The sequence below is a fragment of the Rhodococcus ruber genome (assembly GCF_016804345.1).
Classification (GTDB): domain Bacteria; phylum Actinomycetota; class Actinomycetes; order Mycobacteriales; family Mycobacteriaceae; genus Rhodococcus; species Rhodococcus ruber.
This window is the reverse complement of sequence record NZ_CP044211.1, coordinates 1,752,623-1,773,807: the sequence shown is the minus strand read 5'-3', so window position 1 is coordinate 1,773,807 and position 21,185 is coordinate 1,752,623. Positions and strand designations below refer to the sequence as shown.

Sequence of the window (21,185 nt, the reverse complement as noted above, 5' to 3'; positions counted from 1 at the left end):
GTTACGGAAGCGTAGGTTACTCTTCGGTACCGAAGGGAGGCCCGGCCATGACGGTATTCGGGATCGACGAACTGCCCGTGAAGCCGCGGATGCGCGGCTGGATCCATCTGTGGGCGTTCGGCGTGGCCGTGGTGGCCGGCGCCGTGCTGGTGGTCCTGTCGCAGACCGTGGCCGATCCGCCCGCGGGCTGGTCGACGGTGATCTACAGCCTCACCGTGTGCGGGGTGTTCGGCGTGAGCGCCCTCTACCACCGGGTCCACTGGCACGACCCGCGGGCGCGCACGTGGATGAAACGCGCGGACCATTCGATGATCTTCCTGTTCATCGCCGGCAGCTACACCCCCTTCGCGACGCTGGCGCTGCCCCCGGACACCGGCCGCACGCTGCTGACGGTGGTGTGGACCGGGGCCCTCGCCGGCGTGGCCCTGAAGATGCTCTGGCCCACCGCGCCCCGCTGGGTGGGTGTCCCGCTGTACCTGTTGCTCGGCTGGGCGATCGTCCCCGTCGCCGGCCAGCTGACCGACGAGGCGGGCATCGTCCCCATGGTGCTGCTGCTGGTCGGGGGAATCCTCTACAGCATCGGCGCGATCCTCTACGCCACGAAGTGGCCCGACCCGTGGCCGCACGTCTTCGGCTACCACGAGTTCTTCCATGCGGCGACGGTGCTCGCCGCCCTCTGCCATGCCGTCGCCGTGTGGCTGGTGGTGTTCGGGTAAACCCGATCGGACGAAGATCACATCGGTGGCAGCCACGTCACGGATCCGTAGACTCGGCCGGGATGATTGTTCAGCGACTGGCATTCGAATTGACCGACACCAACCGTGAGTGGCTCGTCGAGCGGCCGCTGGCGATCGCGGGATACGTCCTGGTGGCGCTCATCCTGAGGTTCGTGCTGCACCGGTTCATCGACCGGATGACGAAGCCGCGGCACCAGAGCAGCAAGCCCGGCCTGCTCCGCCCCTTCCAGGAACGCGCCCCGAAGGGCCTGCCGGGTGTGCTGGTCAACGAGCGGCGCACGCAGCGCGCCGAGACGATCGGCTCGGTGCTCAAGTCCGGTGTCTCCGTCGTGCTGCTCGTCTGGTGCGTCCTGCAGATACTGGGCACCCTCGGACTGAACGTCGCACCGTTCATCGCGTCCGCCGGCATCGTCGGCGTGGCCCTCGGTTTCGGTGCGCAGAACCTGGTGCGTGACTTCATCTCCGGAATGTTCATGCTGCTCGAGGACCAGTACGGCGTCGGCGACGTCGTCGACCTGGGCGACGCGGTCGGCACCGTGGAATCGGTCGGCCTGCGGGTCACCACCGTCCGCGACATCAGCGGCACCCTCTGGTACTGCCGCAACGGCGAGATCCTGCGCGTGGGCAACATGAGCCAGGGTTACGCCGTCGCCGTCGTCGACGCCCCCATCGCCCACGCCGCCAACGTCCACCGGGCGTGCGAGGTGGCGCTGCGCGCCGCGCTCGAGACGGTCGAACGCGACGACCTGGCCCGCGACGTCCTCGAGCCGCCCGAGATGCTCGGCGTCAACTCCGTCACCCCCGAATCGGTGACGCTGCGGATCACGGTGCGCACCCGTGCCGGCAAGCAGTGGGCCGTGCAGCGCGCGATCGCCCGCGCCGTGCTCGAGGCGTTCGACGACAACAGCATCGATGCTCCCCTGCCGGCTCTGCTGGCCTCGTCCCGCGCCGACTGAGATCCGGATCGCTCACGCCGAGAGCGCCGCGCGCAGTTCGGCCGCCGTCGTGACGGGCCGGTCGCACACGTATCCGCGGCACACGTACGCCGCCGGACGTCCGTCGACCAGCGGTCGGTCGGCCAGCAACGGTGACGAGTCCGGATCCCCGCCGACCACGACGGCGCCGCCGGGAGCTGCCTGCCGCGCGACGGCGAGCAGTTCGCCGCCGCCGACCGCCGCCACCTGGACGGGTCCGCGCACCGCCGCCTCGGCGACGGCCAGCCAGTGCCCGGCCGAACGCGGCGCCCGTTCGAGCAGCACCACCGCGGACCGCAGCGACGCGTCCGCCGCATCCGTGTACCGCGGGTCCTCGGGCACGACCGCGGCGAGGGTGAGCAGGGCTTCGCAGATCAGCGCCGCCCCCGACGGGGTGGCGCTGTCGATCGGATCCCGCGGCCGCGCCACCAGGGTTTCGGCATCGTCGGCGGTGTCGAACCAACTACCGGGCCGTGCCGGATCCTGGAAATGGGTCAGCGCCACGTCGGCGAGCTCCCGGGCCGGGCTCAGCCACGCGGCGTCACCCGTCGCCTGGTACACCGCGAGCAGGGCGGTGACGAGGGCGCCGTAGTCCTCGAGCACACCCGCCGGGGCACCGACCGTGCCGCCGAGGGAGGCCCGTCGCAGCCGTCCGTCCACCACGTGCAGGTCGAGCAGTGCCCGCGCGCAGTCGACGGCCGCCTCGACCCAGTCGGCCCGACCGGACGCGGCGCCGGCCTCGGCCAGCGCGGTGATCGCGAAACCGTTCCACGCCGTGACGACCTTGTCGTCGCGGCCGGGTTGCGGACGCTGCAGCCGGGCGGCGAACAGCTCGGCCCGCACCCGCTCGTAGCGTTCGGCATCGTCCGGCTCGGCGAGCAGCTGCAGCACCGACGAGCCGTGTTCGAAGGTGCCGGCGCCGGTCACGGTGAACAGCTCGGCCGCCCACTGCGCGTCGTCGTCACCGAGGACCTCGGCCAGCTGCGCGGGTGTCCACACGTAGGTCAGGCCCTCGACCCCGTCGGTGTCGGCGTCGAGCGCCGAGGCGAAGCATCGTCCGGCGGTGCGCAGGTCCCGCAGCAGGAACTCGACGGTCTCCTCGGTGACCCGTCGCACCCAGGGCGCCGACGTCCGTCGCGCGAGGTGCGCGTACATCCGCAACAGCAGCGCGTTGTCGTAGAGCATCTTCTCGAAGTGCGGAACCACCCACCCGGCGTCGACGCTGTAGCGGGCGAAACCGCCGGCCAGCTGGTCGTAGATGCCGCCGCGCGCCATCGCCTCGGCCGTCCGTTCGACGAGGGAGAGCACGGCCGGGTTCCCGCTGCGCTCGTATCCGCGCAGCAGGCCCTCGAGCAGCGCGGACGGCGGAAACTTCGGGGCGCCCCCGAACCCGCCGTGCACCGCGTCCTCGTCGGCGGCGACGGAGGCGTCGGCGGCATCGAGCAGGGCGGCGTCCACCGGCCGCTCGCCGGGCGCGAGCCCGCCGCTGCCGCGGCGCAGTTCCGAGACGATCGCCACGGCGGAGCGGTGCACGTCTGCGCGACGGTTGCGCCAGGTGTCGGAGATCGCCTCGAGCAGCTGGGCGAACGACGGCATGCCGCCGCGCGGCATCTTCGGGTAGTAGGTGCCGCAGTAGAACGGAGCGCCGTCCGGGGTGAGGAAGCACGTCATCGGCCAGCCGCCCTGCCCGGTCATCGCGACGGTGGCGTTCATGTAGATCGCGTCGATGTCCGGGCGTTCCTCCCGGTCGACCTTGATGCACACGAAGTGCTCGTTCATCGACGCGGCGGTGGCCTCGTCCTCGAACGACTCGTGCGCCATCACGTGGCACCAGTGGCACGCCGCGTACCCCACGGAGAGCAGAACCGGCACGTCCCGCTCGCGGGCCCAGCTCAGCGCCTCCTCGCCCCACTGGTGCCAGTGCACCGGATTGTCGGCGTGCTGCCGCAGGTAGGGGCTGGTCGCCTCGCCGAGGGTGTTCCGGTGGCGGGTGTCGGGCGCCGAGGCCTCCGGGGGTGTCACGACGCGTCCGTCAGTTCGTGGCCATCGGGGGCTGGGGGTGGTCGGGTTTGCGGCTCTCCGCGGCCCCGCGATCGGTCCCCTCGTCCGCGGCCTGGTCCGGCTCGGGGTGCTCGGGCTCGAACGTCTCCGGCAGCTTGCCGAGCCGCTTGTTCATCGAGCGGATCAGCAGGGCGGTGGCCACGAGCAGGATCACGATGAGCGCGAGACCGAGCGGCGACGCCTTGCCGAATTCGGGGCCGGTGGGGTCCTGGGCCAGGACCTCGGCCGCCAGCATGCCTACCGTCATCTCACCTGTCCGTCCTCGATGCCCGCGAACAGATCCGTTTCGGGGATCGCCGTGTGCACGCGGGTCTTGGCCAATTCGAATTCTTCCGTCGGCCACACCTTCTGCTGGATGTCCAGCGGCACGGCGAAGAAGGAGCCGTTGGGATCGATCTGCGTCGCGTGGGCGCGGAGCGCGTCGTCCCGCTTCGGGAAGTAGTCGCTGCAGGTGATCTGCGTGGTCACCCGCGCCATGATGTCGCCCTGCTCGGTGCGCCACCGCTTGAGCCATTCCTCCATCGGGAACGGCTCGCCCCGCCGCTCGTACTCCTCGCGGAACAGCTCCAGGCGCTTGCGGATGAACCCGTGCGAGTAGTACAGCTTCTGCACCTTCCACGCCGGTCCGGCCTCGGGGAAGCGGTCCGGGTCACCGGCCGCCTCGTACGCCGCGACGGACACCTCGTGGCACCGGATGTGGTCGGGGTGCGGGTAGCCGCCGTTCTCGTCGTACGTGGTCATCACGTGCGGCCGGAACTCCCGGATCACCTCGACGAGCTTGCGGGTCGGTTCCTCGAGCGGCACCAGCGCGAAGCAACCCTCGGGCAGCGGCGGCTTCGGGTCGCCCTCCGGCAGCCCCGAGTCGACGAACCCGAGCCACCGCTGCTGCACCCCCAGGATGCGGGCGGCCGCGGCCATCTCCTCGCGCCGGACCTCGGGCATGCGGTCCCGGATCCCGGGGATGTCCATCGCGGGGTTGAGAATGTCGCCGCGTTCACCCCCGGTCAGGGTGACCACCAGCACCTCGTGCCCTTCCGCGGCATAGCGGGCCGTCGTGGCGGCACCCTTGCTCGACTCGTCATCGGGATGGGCATGCACGGCCATGAGCCGTAGTCCGCTCACGTCTTTCCTCCACCTCGCCGTCGGCTGCATCGTCGCTACCCGGACCACCGGCACTGCGGGCCGGTGTCCTGGGTTCCTCCCCTATAGTTCCACCTGACACGTCCCTCGTCAGCCACGCCCCCGCTGCGCCCGCGGGTGCACGAAAGTAAGTGTGATGACCGACACCACCCCGACCGACCGCTACCCGACCGACCGCTACCCGGCGACGGGCGGATCCCGCCGCACCTGGCTGTGGGCACTGGTCGCCGTCGGGCTCGTCGCCGGGGTGCTCGCGGCGTTCCTGCTCTACCAGAAGTTCGGCACCCCGGACATCGAGAGCGAGGTCGTCACCTACACCGTCGTCGACGACTCGACCGTGCAGGTGCAGTTCACCGTGACGCGGAAGGACCCGTCGCAGGAGGCGGTGTGCATCATCCGCTCGCGGTCGAAGGACGGATCCGAGACGGGCCGGCGCGAGGTGCTGATCCCGTCGTCCGAGTCCGGCACCCTGCTGATGGACGCGCCGGTGGTCACGTCGCAGCGGCCGGGCATGGCGGACATGTACGGCTGCAGCTTCGACGTGCCCGAATACCTGCGCGCGCACTGACCGCACGCTGCGGATTCCGTGGTCGCGACCACGTTGGTGCTAGAATTGCCTGATACACGGTTCCACCCTTTGGGGCCGTGTATTGCTGCATAGGAAGCAGTGCGGTCCTGTTCGCCACTGGCTTGGGGGGAACGTTCGAGGGATCCGCGTTGCCGTCGTCGCTGCGAGTTGCGGCGACCAGTCGACGGAGCCGGGAGCTCCAACCCGAAGGAAGTGATCGAGGATGACCGAGACCCAGGTGACCTGGCTGACACAGGAGTCGTACGACCGACTCAAGGCAGAACTCGACCAGCTCATCGCGAATCGTCCCGTCATCGCGGCCGAGATCAACGAGCGCCGCGAGGAGGGCGACCTCAAGGAGAACGGTGGATACCACGCCGCTCGCGAGGAGCAGGGTCAGCAAGAGGCCCGGATTCGTCAGCTGCAGGAACTGCTGAACAACGCGAAGGTCGGTGTCGCGCCCACGCAGTCCGGCGTCGCGCTGCCCGGCTCGGTCGTCACGGTCTACTACGACGGCGACGAAAGCGACAAGGAGACGTTCCTCATCGCCACCCGCGAGGAGGGCGCCCGGGGCAACGAGATCGAGATCTACTCCCCCAGCTCCCCGCTGGGCGGTGCCCTGATCGACGCGAAGGTCGGCGAGACCCGCGAGTACACGCTCCCCAACGGCAGCACCATGAAGGTGACGCTCGTCAGCGCGGAGCCGTACCACAGCTGACCGACGGCGAGCCGTCGTGCGGCTCGACCGACATGCGAGAAGGGTCCGACCGGCGCCTCCGGTCGGACCCTTCTCGCGTACGGCACCTCAGATCAGGCGACGGGCCTTCATGCCGGGGAAGACCGCGCCGACGCGCACCACGTCTCCGAACGTCGGGGCATGCACCATCTGGCCGCCGCCGATGTAGATGCCCACGTGCCCGGGTCCGTCGGACTGCCAGTTTCCGAACACCAGATCTCCCGGCCGGGCCAGTTCGATCGGAATCTCGGTGCCGACCCGCCACTGCGTCTGCGACGTACGCGGCAACGTCACCCCCGTCGCCGCGTACACCGCGTACGACGTCAGGCCCGAACAGTCGAACCCGCCGCCGGACGGACCGTTGATGTTGCCGCCGCCCCACACATACGGCAGCCCCAGATACCGGAACGCCAGATCCACCACCCGGTTGCCGGTCTCGGTCATCCCCGGCAACCCGAGCCCGAAGAACGGCGAGAGCAGCCGCGCGAACACCATCTCGGTCGCCCGGATCTTCGCCACGTACGGCTTGGTCTGGTTCTCGTAGTCCGGTAGGCCGGACGGCATGCCCCCGGATCGGCGCACGGCCCCGAGACCGGCGTTGTACGCCGCGAGCGTGAGGTCGAGAGTGTCGCCGCGCACCACCCCCTGTGCCTTCCACTGCTCGATCTGCCGGTAGTTGTCGCACAGCAGATTCCCGGACGCCATCACCGGGTCGGCGATGCCGAGCACGTCGGCCCGCCCGTCCCCGTCGGCGTCCTTGCCGTAGGCATCCCACGTACCGGGCATGAACTGCCCCGGCCCCTTCGCACCCACCGGCGAGACGGGGGCGCTCGGTCCGTACCGGAAACCGTTCTCCGCCGAATACAACGCCGCCAGCACCGGCGCCCCGACCCCCTCGCACAACTTCCCGGCCTTGCGCAGCCACGGCGCGAACACCGCGATCGCCCCGATCGGCGCCAGGTTCGTGCCGGGCAGGATCGCCGGGATCGACGGCAACGTCACCGCCGCGCCGCCGGTCCCCACCCCGCCCGGTGCCGACCCCCACGCACCGCTGCCCGTCGCAGCGCCGGGGGCGGGGGCGCCGAACACGGACGGCCGCCCCGCCGGCGCGGCCGGGGCCAGCACCGACGGCGCCTGCGGGGGCGCGGCCTGTACCGGATTCTCGGCCGGTGGTTCGAGCACCGCGACCGCCTCCGGCGGCAGATGCGGCATCAGCGCGTCCTTCGCGGCCGACGTCGCATCCGCCACGGCCTGCTCGGCGGCCGGGCGCATCGGCTCGGGTAGCGCCGCGACGAGGTCGGTGACCTGCTGATCGGTGGCCGCGGCCGACGATTCGGCGGACGCCTGGAACGACTCGATCACCTGCGTGACCTGTTCCTCCAGATGCTCCGGGATGTCCACTCCCTGTACCAGGGCGCTCGCCGCCGTGGCTACCGCCACAATCACCGCCGACGGGTCAACTGACATTCGCGAACTCCCCATCCCTCTGACGAACGACTTCACCGTACTGTGTGATCTCGATCACCGATGCGGTTCGTTACATCCATATCATATATATGCGAGAACGCGTTCTAGTTCCGGACTTGTGACGCGCCACACACACGGGACTTGAAGTTACAGCAACATGGTCGTCGCCGCTCGCACACCCGGCCGGCCGACGCCCCGTCAGGCCGTGAGCGCCTGCTCGACGTCCGCGAGGAGGTCGGCGGCATCCTCGATACCCACCGACAGGCGCACCAGATCGTCCGGAACCTCGAGCAGCGACCCGGCCGTCGAGGCGTGCGTCATCGCGCCCGGGTGCTCGATCAGCGACTCCACACCCCCGAGGGACTCCGCGAGCGTGAAGATCTCGGTGCGTGCGCAGAAGTCGAGGGCGGCCTGCTTGCCCCCGGCCAGACGCAGCGAGATCATGCCGCCGAACCGGCGCATCTGCTTCGAGGCGACGGCGTGATCCGGATGCGACTCGTGGCCGGGGTAGATCACCCGGGTGACGGCGGGATGCCCGTCGAGCAACTCGACGATCTTCTCGGCGTTGTCGCTGTGCCGTTCCATGCGCAGGGCCAGCGTCTTGATACCGCGCATCGTCAGGTACGCGTCGAACGGGCCCGGGACGGCGCCCGCGCCGTTCTGCAGGAACGCGAACTTCGCGTCCAGCTCCTCGTCGTTCGTCACCAGCGCACCACCGACGACGTCGGAGTGGCCGCCGAGGTACTTGGTGGTCGAGTGCAGCGCGACGTCGGCACCCAGGGTCAGCGGCTGCTGCAGGTACGGCGACGCGAACGTGTTGTCGACGACGATCTTCGCCCCACCGGTGTGCGCGACGTCGGCGAGTGCCGCGATGTCGCCGATGTTGAGCAGGGGGTTCGTCGGGGTCTCGACCCACACCAGTTTGGTGGTGGGCCGCATCGCCTCTCGCACGGCGTCGACGTCGGAGATCGGCGCCGGCGTGTACTCGATGCCCCACTGCGTGAACACCTTGTCGATCAGCCGGAAGGTGCCGCCGTAGGCGTCGTTGGGGATGACGAGATGATCGCCGGGGCGCAGCACCGAACGCAGCAGGCAGTCGGTGGCGGCCATGCCGGAACTGAAGGCCCGGCCGAACGTTCCCGCCTCGATGGCCGCGAGATTCGCCTCGAGCGGCTTGCGGGTGGGGTTGCCGGTGCGGGCGTACTCGAATCCGCCGCGCATCCCGCCGACGCCGTCCTGCGCGAACGTCGAACTCGCATAGATGGGAACGTTGACGGCACCGGTGGCCGGGTCGGGATCGTATCCGGCGTGGACCGCTCGGGTGGAGAATCCGTGGCTGCGCTGCTCACTCATGCCGCTCAGCGTAGTCGGGGGGCGGAAGAACCACGGGCCGGGGAACATTCCCCGGCCCGTGGGTCACCGCGGGAAAGGCGTCAGGAGCCGGCGCTGATGAACCCGAGCAGGTCGTGGCGGGTGATCACCCCGACGGGCTTGCCGTCGTCGATGACCAGCAGCGCGTCGGTGTCGCCGAACGCCTTCGTGGCGGCGGCGATCGACTCGCCGACGCCGATCAGCGGCAGGGTCGGGCTCATGTGCTTCGCGACGGGGTCGGCCAGCCGGGCGCGGCCCTCGAAGACCGCGCTGAGCAGTTCCCGCTCGCTGACGCTGCCCGCGACCTCACCGGCGGTGACGGGCGGCTCGGCGCCCACGACCGGCATCTGCGAGACCCCGTATTCGCGGAGGATCTCGATGGCGTCGCGGACCGTCTCGGACGGATGCGTGTGCACCAGCGCGGGCAGCTCGCCGGACTTGCTGCGCAGGACGTCGCCGACGGTCGAATCGTCGGGCTTGCCGTCGAGCGGGGCCCGCAGGAAACCGTACGAGGCCATCCAGTTGTCGTTGAAGATCTTCGACATGTAACCGCGCCCACCGTCGGGCAGCAGCACCACGACGAGGGCGTCCGGACCCTCGCGCTCGGCGACCCGCAGGGCGGCGACGACGGCCATGCCGCACGACCCGCCGACGAGCAGGCCCTCCTCGCGGGCGAGCCGGCGGGTCATGTCGAACGAGTCGGCGTCGGAGACGGCGATGATCTCGTCGGGAATCGACGGATCGTAGGCGCTCGGCCAGAAGTCCTCGCCGACGCCCTCCACGAGATACGGGCGACCGGTGCCGCCGGAGTACACGGAGCCCTCCGGGTCGGCGCCGATCACCTTGACCGTGCCGCCCGACACCTCCTTGAGGTAGCGGCCGGTGCCGGTGATGGTGCCGCCGGTGCCGACGCCGGCGACGAAGTGGGTCACCTTGCCGTCGGTGTCGCGCCAGATCTCGGGACCGGTGGTCTCGTAGTGGCTCTCCGGACCGGCCGGGTTGGAGTACTGGTCCGGCTTCCATCCACCCGGCAGTTCACGGGCGAGACGATCGGAGACGGTGTAGTAGCTGTCGGGGTGCTCCGGGGGGACCGCGGTCGGGCACACCACGACCTCGGCCCCGTACGCGCGCAGCACGTTGCGCTTGTCCTCGCTGACCTTGTCGGGGCACACGAACACGCACTTGTAGCCGCGCTGCTGGGCGACGAGCGCGAGACCGATCCCCGTGTTGCCGGAGGTCGGTTCGACGATGGTGCCGCCCGGCTTCAGTGCACCGGACTTCTCGGCGGCGTCGACCATCTTGACCGCGATGCGGTCCTTCGAGCTGCCGCCCGGGTTGAGGTATTCGATCTTCGCCGCGACCACGCCCGAACCCGGTGTCGTCACCGAGTTGAGCTTGACCAGCGGGGTGTTTCCGATGAGGTCGACGACGGAATCCGCGATGCGCATTCCTCCATGGTCTCAGATGCCGGTACCCGACGGCGTTCCGGCTGCTCGAGCGGCGGATTCGACGCACACTGGACACGGCAACCTCAGGGCCGTCTGCAACTCCAGGGCCGTCTGCTCGGAAAGGTGATCTCCCGTGCCCCGAACCTCGTGGCGCACCGCGGCGTTGGCCGGCGCGACGGCCGTCGCCGCCGGCTCCGGCGCCGGCGGCGCCTCCTGGCTCACGTACACGTACCTGATGCGCCAGGCGACGGTAGCGAGAGGTGTCATCGGCCGTACCTGGGCGAAGCCGCCCGAGGCGGACGGGGTGTACCTGCCCGGAGCGCGGTCCCCGGTGCCGTGGCGCCGCGGCGTGCCGTTCGACCTGCACCTGATGATCTTCGGGGATTCGACGGCGGCCGGCCTGGGCTGCGCGAGCGCGGCGGAGGTGCCGGGAGTGCTGCTGGCCAGGGCGCTGGCCGACGAGTCGGGCCGCAGCGTCCGGCTCGGTACGAAGGCCATCGCCGGCGCCACGTCGCGGGGACTGGCCGGGCAGGTCGACGCGATGTACGTGGCGGGTCCGCCGCCCGACGCGGCCGTGATCCTGGTCGGGGCCAACGACGTGACCGCGAAACTGTCGCTGCACCGCTCGGCACAGCGACTGGGCTCGGCGGTGCGGCGTCTGCGCACGAGCGGCGCCGTCGTCGTCGTCGGTACGTGTCCCGATCTGGGGGTGGTCGGTGCGATTCCCCAGCCGCTGCGCACCGTGGTACGGACGTGGGGGCGGCAACTGGCCCGCGCGCAGGCCGCGGCGACGCGCGCGGCCGGCGGGCAGCCGGTGCCGCTGGCCGACCTGCTGACGCCCGAGTTCCTGTCCGCGCCCGACCACCTGTTCTCTGCGGACGGATTTCATCCCTCGGCCGCGGGATACGAGCTTGCAGCCGGTCACCTGCTGCCGGTGCTGGCCGCCGGGCTCGGTCTCTGGTCCGGCGGCCCGGTGCCGGTGCCGCCGCAGACGTCGGCGGCCGCGCGGCTGTGGCTGCCCCGGACACGCCGCGGGCCCCGGGAACGGGTGTTCCCGGGGCCCGCGGTCGGCACGGTGGCCGGAGAGCTGGGCTAGTCGTTCTGGAAGTACGACAGCAGGCGCAGGATCTCGACGTACAGCCAGACCAGGGTGACGGTCAGACCGAAGGCGACGCCCCATGCGGCCTTCTCCGGCGCCTGGGCGCGGATGAGCTGATCGGCGGCGTCGAAGTCCAGCAGGAAGCTGAACGCGGCGATGCCGATGCAGACGAGGCTGAAGACGATCGCCAGGGTGCCGCCGTCGCGCAGGCCGAGGCCGCCGTCGATGAAGAAGCTCGCAACGAGGTTGCCCAGCGCCAGGACGAGGACGCCGATCAGGGCGCCGACGATCATGCGGGTCAGGCGCGGGGTCACGCGGATCGCCCCGGTGCGGTAGACGACGAGCATGCCGAAGAACACGCCGAACGTGCCGAGCACCGCCTGGACGATCAGGGTTCCGCCACCGGCGCCACCGAAGGTGATGTCGGTGAACATGAACGAGAGCGCGCCGAGGAAGAAGCCCTCGGCCACGGCATAGGCCAAGACGATGGCCGGGTTGTCCATCTTGCGGCCGAAGGTGGCCACGAGGACCAGGACCAGGCCGATGAGACCGCCGCCGATGACGAACGGCGCGGCGAGGTTCACGTTGCCGTTGACGAGGACGTAGGAGATCAGCGCGGAGACCGCCAGCACACCGAGTGTGATGCCGGTCTTGGTGACGACGTCGTCGATCGTCATCGACCGCTCGGTGGTGGGCCGGGCCCACGGATCCGTCGGCGCGTACTGCGGCTGGCCGAATTGCTGGGTGACCTGCGCGGCGCCCGCCGTCGCAGAGCCGAACGTGGCGTATCCGCCGCCCTCTTGCTTGGGCAGGTTGCGGAACACCGGGTTACTGGTGGTGCGCACCGTGCACATCCCTTCTGGTGGTCGGTTCTGTCCGTTCAACGATCCGCGGACGCCGGGAGTTCCCGGACCCGAGCCGAGCACGGACAAACCGGACTCTACCGGGTGCGCACGGACCTGGTCACGGTGAACTTACGGTTGCGTCCGGCAACTTCCGTGCGGCCGATCGTCCGCTGCAGGATCCCACGATAGTTCAGGTGGGTGTTGTAGACGGTCCACAGTTCCCCGCCCGGACGCAGCAGCCGGGCCGCCGCGTCGAACATCTTCACGGCGGCACCGGTGTGCACGGCGGCGCCGACGTGGAACGGCGGATTGCACAACACCACGTCCACGGAGGCGTCCGGCAGCGTCCCGGCGACGTCGTCGCGCAGTACGTCGACCCGGTCGGCGACGTGGTTCGCGGCGGCGGTGGCGGCGGCCGAGGCGACCGCCGCGGCCGACTGGTCGGTGGCGGTCACCCGCAGGCCGGGGAGCTGCCGGGCCGCGGCGACGGCCAGGATGCCGGTGCCGCAGCCGAGGTCGACGGCGGTCCTCGCGTCGCGCGGCAACCGGGGCACGAAGCCCAGCAGGAACCGGGTGCCGATGTCCAGGCGGGGGCCGGCGAACGCCGCCCCGTGCGCGACGACGGTCAGCCCCGCCTCGGGCACCGTGCCGGTCACCGGGTAGGTCGGCTCGGTCGCGATCGGGCCGCGGGCGGTGAGCACCCGCGACTTCTGCCGGCCGCGGGAGGCGCGTACCTCCGTGAAGCACCGGGCCAGTACCTCGTTCATCGCGGGCGTGATGTGCTTGTCGCGACCCCCGGCGAACACCGTCACACCGGGATCGGCATACCGGGCGACGGCCTCGGCGATCTCGGTGAGCGCGGCGAGCGACCGCGGCAACTGCAGCAGCACCACCCGGACCCCGGCGAGCAGGTCGCTGCCGAGGTCGTGCGTGGTGTAACGATCGGTCAGTCCTTCGCGGGCGGCGTTCGCGGCCAGGGCCCGCTCCCCCACCACCGAGTCCTGGTGAACCCGGATCCCCGACGCGGAGTGCCGCACGGCGACGCCGAGCGTGAGAGCCCCGTAGTGGTCGTCGATCACCGCGACGGTCCCGGCCGGCGCCGCGGCGAGCGCGGCACCGGCCTCGTCGAGAATCAACCGGTCGGCGGCGTCGACGGCGACCAGGTTGGGCGCCTCCACGTCGGGGAGGCGCCGCAACCGGGCGAACAGCTCGTCGCCGGTCAGCACTGCCCCTTGCCGGCGTTCTCGATGGCACGCAGGGTGTCGGCCTGCTGCTCCTCGCTCAGCTCCGCCCACGCCGGCAGCGACTTCTGCGCGTCGGCGACGGAGGCAGCAGCCTGGGTGCGGTCCTGTCCCCAGGATTCGAGCTGGTCGAAGTACGGCACGAGGGCGCCGCAGATCTCGTCGTAGCTCTGGCCCAGCTCGATGCCCGTGCTTCCGGTGACCTGGCTCGTGCTCGGCGCGGCGGTGGTGGACTCGGTGGTCCCCTCGGCTGCGGAGCCGGAGTCACCGGACGAGCCGCAGGCCGCCGCGAGCAGCACCGCACCCGTACCGAACAGCGCCGCGAGAGTCTTCTTCATCGTTTCCCAATTCCGATCGCAGTGTCGTTTCCCGGAAGATCCGGCCGTCGTTGCCGGGAGCCCCGGCCGGACAACGGTAATGGAGAACCGGCGATCCATCCGTGTCGTGCCCGCCACACCCGGGACTATCCTGGAGGAATCCACATGAGGTGAGTGCCCCGATGGCAGAGAACGATCCCCTCGCCACCCAGCGAGCCACGGTCTCCCACGTCGCCGCGGCGGAGGACGAGACCGTCGAGGATCTGCGCCTCGCGGGGTTCGCCGAGGCAACCGAGATCGGCCGTGGTGGCTTCGGGGTGGTGTACCGGTGCCGGGAGACGGCGCTCGAGCGCACCGTCGCGGTGAAGGTGCTCACCGCCCCGCTCGACGCCGACAACCTCGACCGGTTCCTCCGCGAGCAACGCGCGATGGGCCGGCTCTCCGGGCATCCGCACATCGTCACCGTCCTGCAGGTCGGCACCACCGGCAGCGGCCGGCCCTACCTGGTCATGCACTACCACCCCCACGACTCGCTCGAGGCGCGCATCCGCCGCTACGGGCCGCTGCCGTGGCCGGACGTGCTGCGCATCGGCGTCAAACTCGCCGGCGCGCTCGAGACGGCGCACCGGACCGACGTGCTGCACCGCGACGTCAAACCCGCGAACATCCTGCTCACCCAGTACGGCGAACCGCAGCTCACCGACTTCGGCATCGCCCGAATCGCGGACGGCTTCCGCACCTCGTCGGGCGCGATCACGGGCTCCCCCGCCTTCACCGCGCCCGAGATCCTGGCCGGCGCGCCGCCGACCCCGGCCGCCGACGTCTACGGTCTGGCCGCCACCCTGTTCTGCGCACTGACCGGGCATGCGGCCTTCGAGCGGCGACGCGGGGAACAGGTGGTCACGCAGTTCCTGCGGATCACCACCGAACCGGTCCCGGACCTGCGGGGCACCGGTGTCCCCGAGGAGGTGTGCTCTGCCCTGGAACGCGGCATGGCCACCGATCCGGATGCCCGTCCGCAGTCCGCCGCGGAGTTCGGGGAGTTGCTGCAGCGGGCCCAGGAGCGGGGCGGCTGCGACGTGGACGAGATGGCGCTGCCCGCGGATCCGGACGGACCCGGGCCGCTGCCCGTCCCGGGAACCCCGCACACCACCGGACCCCACCTCACGCCCACCTCGATCACCACGCCGCCGGTGCCGGTGACCCGGTTCCGGCCGCACGCCGCCAGCCGACCGCTGGTCCCGCGCACCCACCTCATCGACCGGCTGCGCCTCGCCCGCCGCCGCCGCCTCGTCGCGATCCATGCCCCGACCGGATTCGGGAAGTCGACGCTGGCCGCACAGTGGCGGGAGGTCCTCACCGCCGAGGGCGTCGCGGTGGCCTGGCTCGCGGTCGACCGGGACGACAACGACGTCGTGTGGTTCCTCACCCATCTGATCGAGGCGTTCCGGCAGGTGCGTCCGCAGTTCGCCCGCCAGCTGCGGCAGGTGCTCGAGGCCCACGGCGACGACGCCGAACGGTACGTCCTGTCCACCCTCATCGACGAGATCCATCACGAGGAGACCCCGATGGCCTTGGTGATCGAGGACTGGCACCTCGTCACCGCACCGGGAACCGTCGCGGCACTGGACTTCCTCCTCGACCGAGGATGTCATCACCTGCAGCTCGTGGTGACCAGCCGAAGCCGGGCCGGGCTGCCGCTCAGCCGGATGCGGGTCCTCGACGAGCTCGTCGAGATCGACTCCGAGGCTTTGCGGTTCGACGCCGAGGAAGCCGAGGGCTTCCTACGCGACGTGAGCGGCCTCGACCTCGGACTCGAGGACATCCGGGGCCTGACCGAAGTCACCGACGGCTGGGTCGCCGCGCTGCAACTGGTGTCCCTGTCCCTGCGCGACAGCGAGGACCCGACCGATCTGATCGAGAACCTCTCGGGCCGCCACCACGCCATCGGCGAGTTCCTCGCAGACAACGTGCTCGACACCCTCGAGCCGGAGGTGTACGAGTTCCTGCTCGCGACGTCCGTCACCGACGAGATCACCGGCAGCCTCGCCACCGCGCTCACCGGCGACCTGCACGGACAGGCGATGCTCGAGCAGATCGAGGCCCGGGATCTGTTCCTGCGCCGGGTCGACGACGAGGGCAGCTGGTTCCGCTACCACCGGCTGTTCGCGGATTTCCTGCGCCGTCGGCTCGAGCGTGATCATCCCGAACGCGTGGAGCCGCTCCATCGTGCCGCTGCGCAATGGTTCGCACACCAGCACATGCTGCGCGAGGCCGTGGACCACGCGCTCAGCGCCGACGACCAGGAACTCGCCGTCGACATCATCGCCGCCGACGGGATGTTCCTGATCGAGCACTCCCACATGACGACTCTGCTGGCGCTGGTCGCGAAGCTACCGCCCCGCGTGGTGGCCACGCACCCGCGGCTGCAGATGACGGTGGCGTGGGCGAACGCGTTGCTGCAGCGGGCCAACCAGACCCGCACCGCACTCGCGGCGGCGCGGGGATGTTTCAGCTGCTGCAATGCGGCGGCGGAGGACATCGCGGTCCTGCAGGTCGAGGCCGACGTCGTCGAGGGTGTCGTCGCAGTCTCCACCGACCGCATCGCCGACGTGGCGGACAAGGTCGCGCCGTGCCTGGACGATCCGGACGCCTTCCGGCCGTGGGTGGTGTCCGTCGCGGCGAACGTGGCGACCTTCGTGGACATCTACCGGTTCGACTTCGAAGCCGCCCGGCGGCGGCAGCGGTGGGCCGAGCCCTACCACCGCGCCTCCAACGGCCCCTTCAGCCGCGTGTACGGGCAGTGCCTGCTCGGCATCGCGGCCAACGAGCAGCTCGACGTCGCCGCGGCCGAGGGACATTTCCGTGCGGGACTGCGGGCCGCGCGCAAAGTGGGCGGCATCCACACCCACGCCGCGCGGCTGGCCGCCGCCATGCTCGGGGAGCTGCTCTACGAACAGGGCCGGATCACCGAGGCCGAGGCCTTGCTCGACGAAAGTCACGAGCTCGGAACCGAGGGCGGCGTACCGGACTTCATGATCGCCCGGTTCGTCACGGCCGCGCGGCTCAAGTCCCTGCGCGGTGACCGCGTCGCCGCGGCGGCCCTGCTCGACGAGGGAGCGCGGGCCGCCGACGACTATCGGCTGCCGCGACTGCGTGCCCGGGTGGTCAACGAACGCGTGCGGCTCGGCCTGCCGGGGCCGCAGCCCGCCCCGCGACAGATGCCCGATTCCGATGCCCCCGACCCCGACGGCGTCGCCGAGATCACCGCGCAGGTGGAGGACGCCACCGCCATCCGGCTGCTCTACGGCAGCGGCAGGCCCGAGGACGCCGCCGTGGCATGCGAGTGGGCCCGGCTGTGGCACCGCCGCGTCTCCGGACGCGGCCGCCGTCGCGCCGAACTGCAGGCGCTGCGGCTGCTGGTGGCGTGCCTGCACGCCGCCGGACGGATCGAGGAGGCCCAGCACGTGCTGGCCCCCGCCGTGGCGACGTGCGGGCGCCTGGGCATGCTCCGCTACCTCGTCGACGGGGGAGCCCACGTGGTGCCGCTCCTGCCCCTGCTGCGCGATCGGCTGCGCACCCTGTTGTGGCCCCCGGACTGGCCGGCGGTGGACGAGGCCTTCCTCGACGAGATGGTGCGGCTGGCGGAGGCCGGCGGCGCGAGCATCGCGCTGTGAGCCCGGGCCGCCCCGAACACCCCGGGGTAGGGCAGACTGCGAGCGTGACCGCTGCCGTCCCCGACCACATCCGCACCAGGCTCTGGCGCGACGGACGGCTCGTCGCCGAGAACTACCCGCTAGCGGACGTCTCCGAGTACCTCCAGGACGAGACCGCCCTGGTGTGGGTGGACCTGCACGATCCGACGCACCGCGAACTGACCGACATCGCGGAGGAGCTGGCGTTCGATCCGCACGCCGTCGAGGACGTGGTGGCGCACGGGGAACGCACGAAGGTCACCCGTTACTCCACTCACACCTTCCTCACCGTCTACGCCACGTCGCTGGCGGACGGGAGTGAGCCGGCCGACACGCTCGGGTCCCGGCTCAGGACCACGCGGGTCTCGGTGTTCGTGGTCCCCCGCGGCCTGGTCACGGTGCACCGGGGCACCGGCCTGGACGTCGACGAGGTGGTGCGGCGGTGGGACGACAACGCCGATCTGCTCCGGCACGGCACCGCCGCGCTGCTGCACGGGCTGCTCGACGTCGTCGTCGACGGCCAGTTCGAGACCATTCAGGGGCTCGACGACGCGATCGAGGAACTGGAGGACCGGTTGTTCGACGAGCGCGCGCACATTCGCGCGCTCCAGCGTCACACCTACCGGGTACGCAAGGAACTCGTCCAGTTGCGCCGTGTCGTCCTGCCGATGCGTGAGGTGGTCGCCGCGGTGATGCGGCACCGGGCCGAGCGGGGCAACTCCGTCGAACTCGACGGCTGGTACAGCGACCTGTACGACCACGTCATCCGCGCGACGGAATGGACCGAATCCCTGCGCGACATGATCACCACCGTCTTCGAAACCAACCTGTCGCTGCAGGACGCGCGTCTGAACACCGTGATGAAGAAGCTCACGGGGTGGGCCGCGATCATCGCCGTGCCCACCGCGGTGACGGGATGGTACGGGCAGAACGTGCCGTACCCCGGCTTCGGGCAGTGGAGCGGGGTGCTGTCGAGCACCGCCGTCATCGCCGCGTCCGCGGGAACCCTCTACATCGTGTTCAAGCAACGCAACTGGTTGTGACGCACGCCCGGGTACGGCACGTGCCCGCTCGGGCTACGTGGTGCCTTCGGAGTCGTCGAAGAACCGCCAGTCGTCGTCGCCCTCGACCCTGACCTCCATCCGCCAGCCCAGCTCGCTGTTGTCGGCCTTGGAGTCCACGAACCAGGCGTGCGCGTCGTCCGCGCTCTCGATGTCCTTGGTCGCCACCACTTCGCCCTTGGGGTCGATCACTCGGTATGTAGCCATGCCGGGGGCTTTCCCCGGCGATCCGGCACTCAAACCCGAGCCCCCAGGATTGGCATGGCCGGGGCCGGGGTATCCGGGGATGGAAGTGACCACGGACGAAGGAGGATGAAGTGGCTGATTTCATCGACAAGGCCAAGCACAAGGCCGAGGACGTCACCGGTCAGGCCAAGGAAGGCGCCGGCCGCGCGACCGGCGACCGCGACCTCGAGGCCGAGGGCCGGGGCGACCAGGCGTCGAGCGGTCTGAAGCAGGCGGGCGACAAGATCTCCGATGCCGCCGGCAAGGTCAAGGACTCGTTCAAGAAGTAGTGCCGCGGCGCGCAAGCACGCGCGTGGCCCCGTCGACCCCGTCGACGGGGCCACGGCTCGTTTCCGGGGCCGTCAGCGTCCCTCCCCCGGCCGTGCCTGCTCCCCGGAGGTCGCGTTGCCGTACTGCTCCTTCGACAGCGGAATCTGCGTTCGACCGGGTTCCGGTGAGAGGTCGTCGCGCGGCCCGGCCAGCGGCGCGTACTCGTGCAGTTCCCGGGGGCCCTGGTCGAGCCGGAACGGCGGGTACTCGTCGCGCAGCAGCGCCGCGTAGGCCCACACCCGGAAACGCCAGCGGTTGATGCCCACGACGAGATCGAACACCCCGCTCGGGTAGCGGGCGGTGAACAGCAGGGCGATCGCCGCGACGAGCACGAGAATGCCGAGCAGGGACCACGAGTAGGTCCACGCCGCGTCGTCCCAGTCGCCTGAGGTCGCGGTGGCCCCGCCTCCGACGAGCACGGCGAGGATCAGGTAGTGCGGGACGGCGAGCAGCCACCACTTGACCAGCACCAGTCCCCGGGAGAGACGTTCCGGATAGGGGACGTCGAAGTCGGCGGGGTAGTCCGTGCGATGCAGGCTGAAGGGCGGATACCGGTCGGTGCCCAGCGCCGAGTAGGTGTAGAACCCCACCCGCCACCACCACCGCATCACGCCGACGTTGAAGTCGAACAGCGCCCGCGGGTAGCGGCCGGTGAACAGGATCGCGAAGCCCGCGACGACGGTCGTGACGAAGTGCGCGATCGCGAGGAAGAAGAGCACGATGTAGTGCGGGATCGCCAAGAGCCACTTCACGAGCCACAGCCAGCGCGACGGCGAGTCCGGGTCGCCGCGCAACATCACCGGGTAGGTGCCCGGGGCGACGGCGGCCGGCGGCGGAGCGTGCGCCGAGGGCGGACCGTGCCGGCCGAGCCCCACCGCGCCGAGGACGAGCAGCGGAACCCCGATCACGAGCAGGACGAGAGCACTGACGAGCAGCCACAGCGCGAGGGGTCCCAGGAACGGGAACTGGGCGCCCGCCTGCAGGTCCACGACGACGCCCGGGGTGGCGTCGGCGTTCATCACGACGATCGACCACACCCCTTCCTGGAAGTCCCAGCGCAATTCCTGTGTCCCGGGTCCGGCAGCCGACGCGGCCCAGAAGTCCTCGTCACCGGGAACCTGGGCGGGGTCGTCGCCGGGGATCTCGCGGTACTCGGCGCGGAACGGCTCGAACCGGACGTCGGTGAGTTCGGCGTGTGCGACTCCGGACAGGAAGGCGTCGACCTCCCGCTGCGGGCCGATACCGACGAACACCGGGCGTCCGGGATCCTCCGATGCCGCACGCAACCTGAGCCGGCCGAAGTCCTCGGCGCCGAAACCGGTGGGCGTGTCGTCGAAGACCAGGTCGATGCGTTCGGAGACGAGCGCGCTCGAGTCGGTGCGGTAGCGCTCGGTGGGAGCGGTGAACCAGCCGTCGTCACGCTGGACGAAGTACCCCCAGCCGAGCACCCCCGCGGCGGCGAGCAACGCCAGTCCGAGCATCGACAGCAGGACACCAACCACGAACATGACGATCTTGCCGGCCTTCATAGCGGCCTCCGATTCGGAGTGTCGTACACGCGGTCTGCACTCACCGTAGACGCGACCGAACCGGACGAACAAGGCTTTGCCCCACCTCGCCCGCACCGCACCCCCGCGACACGTCACGCACAGGTTCCGTGCGCGTAACGCATCGGCCATCCGACGGCGTGTAGGGTGAGGGCATCGACGACACGTCTCGGTCGATCGCTTCCGATCGGGCGAGTACAGCGTGATTTCGGTCGAGCACCACCCACCGAGCCCTGCCCCGGAACTGCCGTACCCGCATACCGGGTGCGGGTGTAGCGGCGGCAGCGTCGGGGTACCACAGCTACGCTGCCCGACACGGTTCG

19 protein-coding genes are annotated in these 21,185 nt (G+C 70.6%); 8 read left to right on the top strand and 11 right to left on the bottom strand.

The genetic code is table 11. The features are described from left to right. Positions 1-47 precede the first annotated feature (47 nt). Complete coding sequence (trhA, locus tag F1734_RS08365) at positions 48-716, top strand: PAQR family membrane homeostasis protein TrhA (protein ID WP_203011514.1); 669 nt, start codon at positions 48-50, stop codon at positions 714-716. Positions 717-778: 62 nt separating this feature from the next. Continuing rightward, positions 779-1,693 carry a mechanosensitive ion channel family protein gene (locus F1734_RS08360; protein ID WP_203011513.1) on the top strand — a complete coding sequence of 305 codons (915 nt, stop codon included), beginning with the start codon at positions 779-781 and terminating at the stop codon, positions 1,691-1,693. Between the two features lie 12 nt (positions 1,694-1,705). Here F1734_RS08360 and F1734_RS08355 read toward each other — a convergent pair whose 3' ends face one another. From F1734_RS08355 to mca, 3 genes are read right to left on the bottom strand one after another with little or no spacing between them, the layout of a single operon-like run. Further along, positions 1,706-3,733 carry a thioredoxin domain-containing protein gene (locus F1734_RS08355; protein WP_048771873.1) on the bottom strand — a complete coding sequence of 676 codons (2,028 nt, stop codon included), beginning with the start codon at positions 3,731-3,733 and terminating at the stop codon, positions 1,706-1,708. A 10-nt stretch (positions 3,734-3,743) separates the two neighbouring features. Beyond that, positions 3,744-4,019 (bottom strand): hypothetical protein, encoded by a 276-nt coding sequence (locus F1734_RS08350; RefSeq protein WP_006940388.1) that lies wholly within the window; start codon positions 4,017-4,019, stop codon positions 3,744-3,746. Then, the gene (gene mca, locus F1734_RS08345; protein ID WP_026137642.1) at positions 4,016-4,894 is read right to left on the bottom strand and encodes a mycothiol conjugate amidase Mca; all 879 of its coding nucleotides are present in this window, start codon (positions 4,892-4,894) and stop codon (positions 4,016-4,018) included. Before mca ends, F1734_RS08350 begins: the two co-directional genes overlap by 4 nt. A 154-nt stretch (positions 4,895-5,048) precedes the next feature. On the opposite strand from mca, the gene F1734_RS08340 reads away from it, so the two are divergent. Both F1734_RS08340 and greA read left to right on the top strand, forming a co-directional pair. After that, on the top strand, positions 5,049-5,480 hold the full coding sequence (locus F1734_RS08340) for a DUF4307 domain-containing protein (RefSeq protein WP_010592888.1): 432 nt from the start codon (positions 5,049-5,051) through the stop codon (positions 5,478-5,480). 223 nt (positions 5,481-5,703) lie between these two features. Beyond that, entirely contained in the window at positions 5,704-6,198 is a 495-nt protein-coding gene (greA, locus tag F1734_RS08335; protein ID WP_003935085.1) for a transcription elongation factor GreA, read from the top strand. Between the two features lie 87 nt (positions 6,199-6,285). Here the strand turns inward: greA and F1734_RS08330 are convergent, their stop codons facing one another. The 3 genes from F1734_RS08330 to F1734_RS08320 all read right to left on the bottom strand — a co-directional run bounded on the left by F1734_RS08330 (position 6,286) and on the right by F1734_RS08320 (position 10,502). Next, complete coding sequence (locus F1734_RS08330) at positions 6,286-7,683, bottom strand: bifunctional lytic transglycosylase/C40 family peptidase (RefSeq protein WP_026137643.1); 1,398 nt, start codon at positions 7,681-7,683, stop codon at positions 6,286-6,288. 198 nt (positions 7,684-7,881) lie between these two features. After that, positions 7,882-9,036, bottom strand: a complete 1,155-nt coding sequence (locus F1734_RS08325; protein ID WP_010592890.1) for a cystathionine gamma-synthase — start codon at positions 9,034-9,036, stop codon at positions 7,882-7,884. A gap of 80 nt (positions 9,037-9,116) precedes the next feature. Continuing rightward, positions 9,117-10,502 (bottom strand): cystathionine beta-synthase, encoded by a 1,386-nt coding sequence (locus tag F1734_RS08320; protein WP_010592891.1) that lies wholly within the window; start codon positions 10,500-10,502, stop codon positions 9,117-9,119. Positions 10,503-10,635: 133 nt separating this feature from the next. Between F1734_RS08320 and F1734_RS08315 the strand changes: the two genes are divergently transcribed. Then, a complete protein-coding gene (locus F1734_RS08315; protein ID WP_203011512.1) occupies positions 10,636-11,598 on the top strand; it encodes an SGNH/GDSL hydrolase family protein in 963 nt (320 codons plus the stop codon). Here F1734_RS08315 and F1734_RS08310 read toward each other — a convergent pair. The 3 genes from F1734_RS08310 to F1734_RS08300 form a co-directional block, all read right to left on the bottom strand. After that, a complete protein-coding gene (locus tag F1734_RS08310; RefSeq protein ID WP_203011511.1) occupies positions 11,595-12,446 on the bottom strand; it encodes a Bax inhibitor-1/YccA family protein in 852 nt (283 codons plus the stop codon). The genes F1734_RS08315 and F1734_RS08310 overlap by 4 nt on opposite strands. A gap of 95 nt (positions 12,447-12,541) precedes the next feature. Continuing rightward, entirely contained in the window at positions 12,542-13,672 is a 1,131-nt protein-coding gene (locus F1734_RS08305; RefSeq protein WP_203011510.1) for a class I SAM-dependent methyltransferase, read from the bottom strand. Further along, positions 13,666-14,025 carry a hypothetical protein gene (locus tag F1734_RS08300; RefSeq protein ID WP_010592896.1) on the bottom strand — a complete coding sequence of 120 codons (360 nt, stop codon included), beginning with the start codon at positions 14,023-14,025 and terminating at the stop codon, positions 13,666-13,668. Before F1734_RS08300 ends, F1734_RS08305 begins: the two co-directional genes overlap by 7 nt. Before the next feature lie 161 nt (positions 14,026-14,186). Between F1734_RS08300 and F1734_RS08295 the strand changes: the two genes are divergently transcribed. Both F1734_RS08295 and F1734_RS08290 read left to right on the top strand, forming a co-directional pair. Beyond that, complete coding sequence (locus tag F1734_RS08295; protein WP_203011509.1) at positions 14,187-17,681, top strand: serine/threonine-protein kinase; 3,495 nt, start codon at positions 14,187-14,189, stop codon at positions 17,679-17,681. 44 nt (positions 17,682-17,725) lie between these two features. Then, positions 17,726-18,742, top strand: a complete 1,017-nt coding sequence (locus F1734_RS08290) for a magnesium transporter CorA family protein (protein WP_010592899.1) — start codon at positions 17,726-17,728, stop codon at positions 18,740-18,742. A 33-nt stretch (positions 18,743-18,775) separates the two neighbouring features. Here the strand turns inward: F1734_RS08290 and F1734_RS08285 are convergent, their stop codons facing one another. Further along, a complete protein-coding gene (locus F1734_RS08285; RefSeq protein ID WP_010592900.1) occupies positions 18,776-18,967 on the bottom strand; it encodes a hypothetical protein in 192 nt (63 codons plus the stop codon). Positions 18,968-19,077: 110 nt separating this feature from the next. On the opposite strand from F1734_RS08285, the gene F1734_RS08280 reads away from it, so the two are divergent. Beyond that, positions 19,078-19,275 (top strand): CsbD family protein, encoded by a 198-nt coding sequence (locus F1734_RS08280; RefSeq protein ID WP_003935098.1) that lies wholly within the window; start codon positions 19,078-19,080, stop codon positions 19,273-19,275. 72 nt (positions 19,276-19,347) lie between these two features. On the opposite strand, the gene F1734_RS08275 is transcribed toward F1734_RS08280, so the two are convergent. Next, a complete protein-coding gene (locus F1734_RS08275; RefSeq protein ID WP_203011508.1) occupies positions 19,348-20,844 on the bottom strand; it encodes a DUF4389 domain-containing protein in 1,497 nt (498 codons plus the stop codon). Positions 20,845-21,185: the final 341 nt, after the last annotated feature.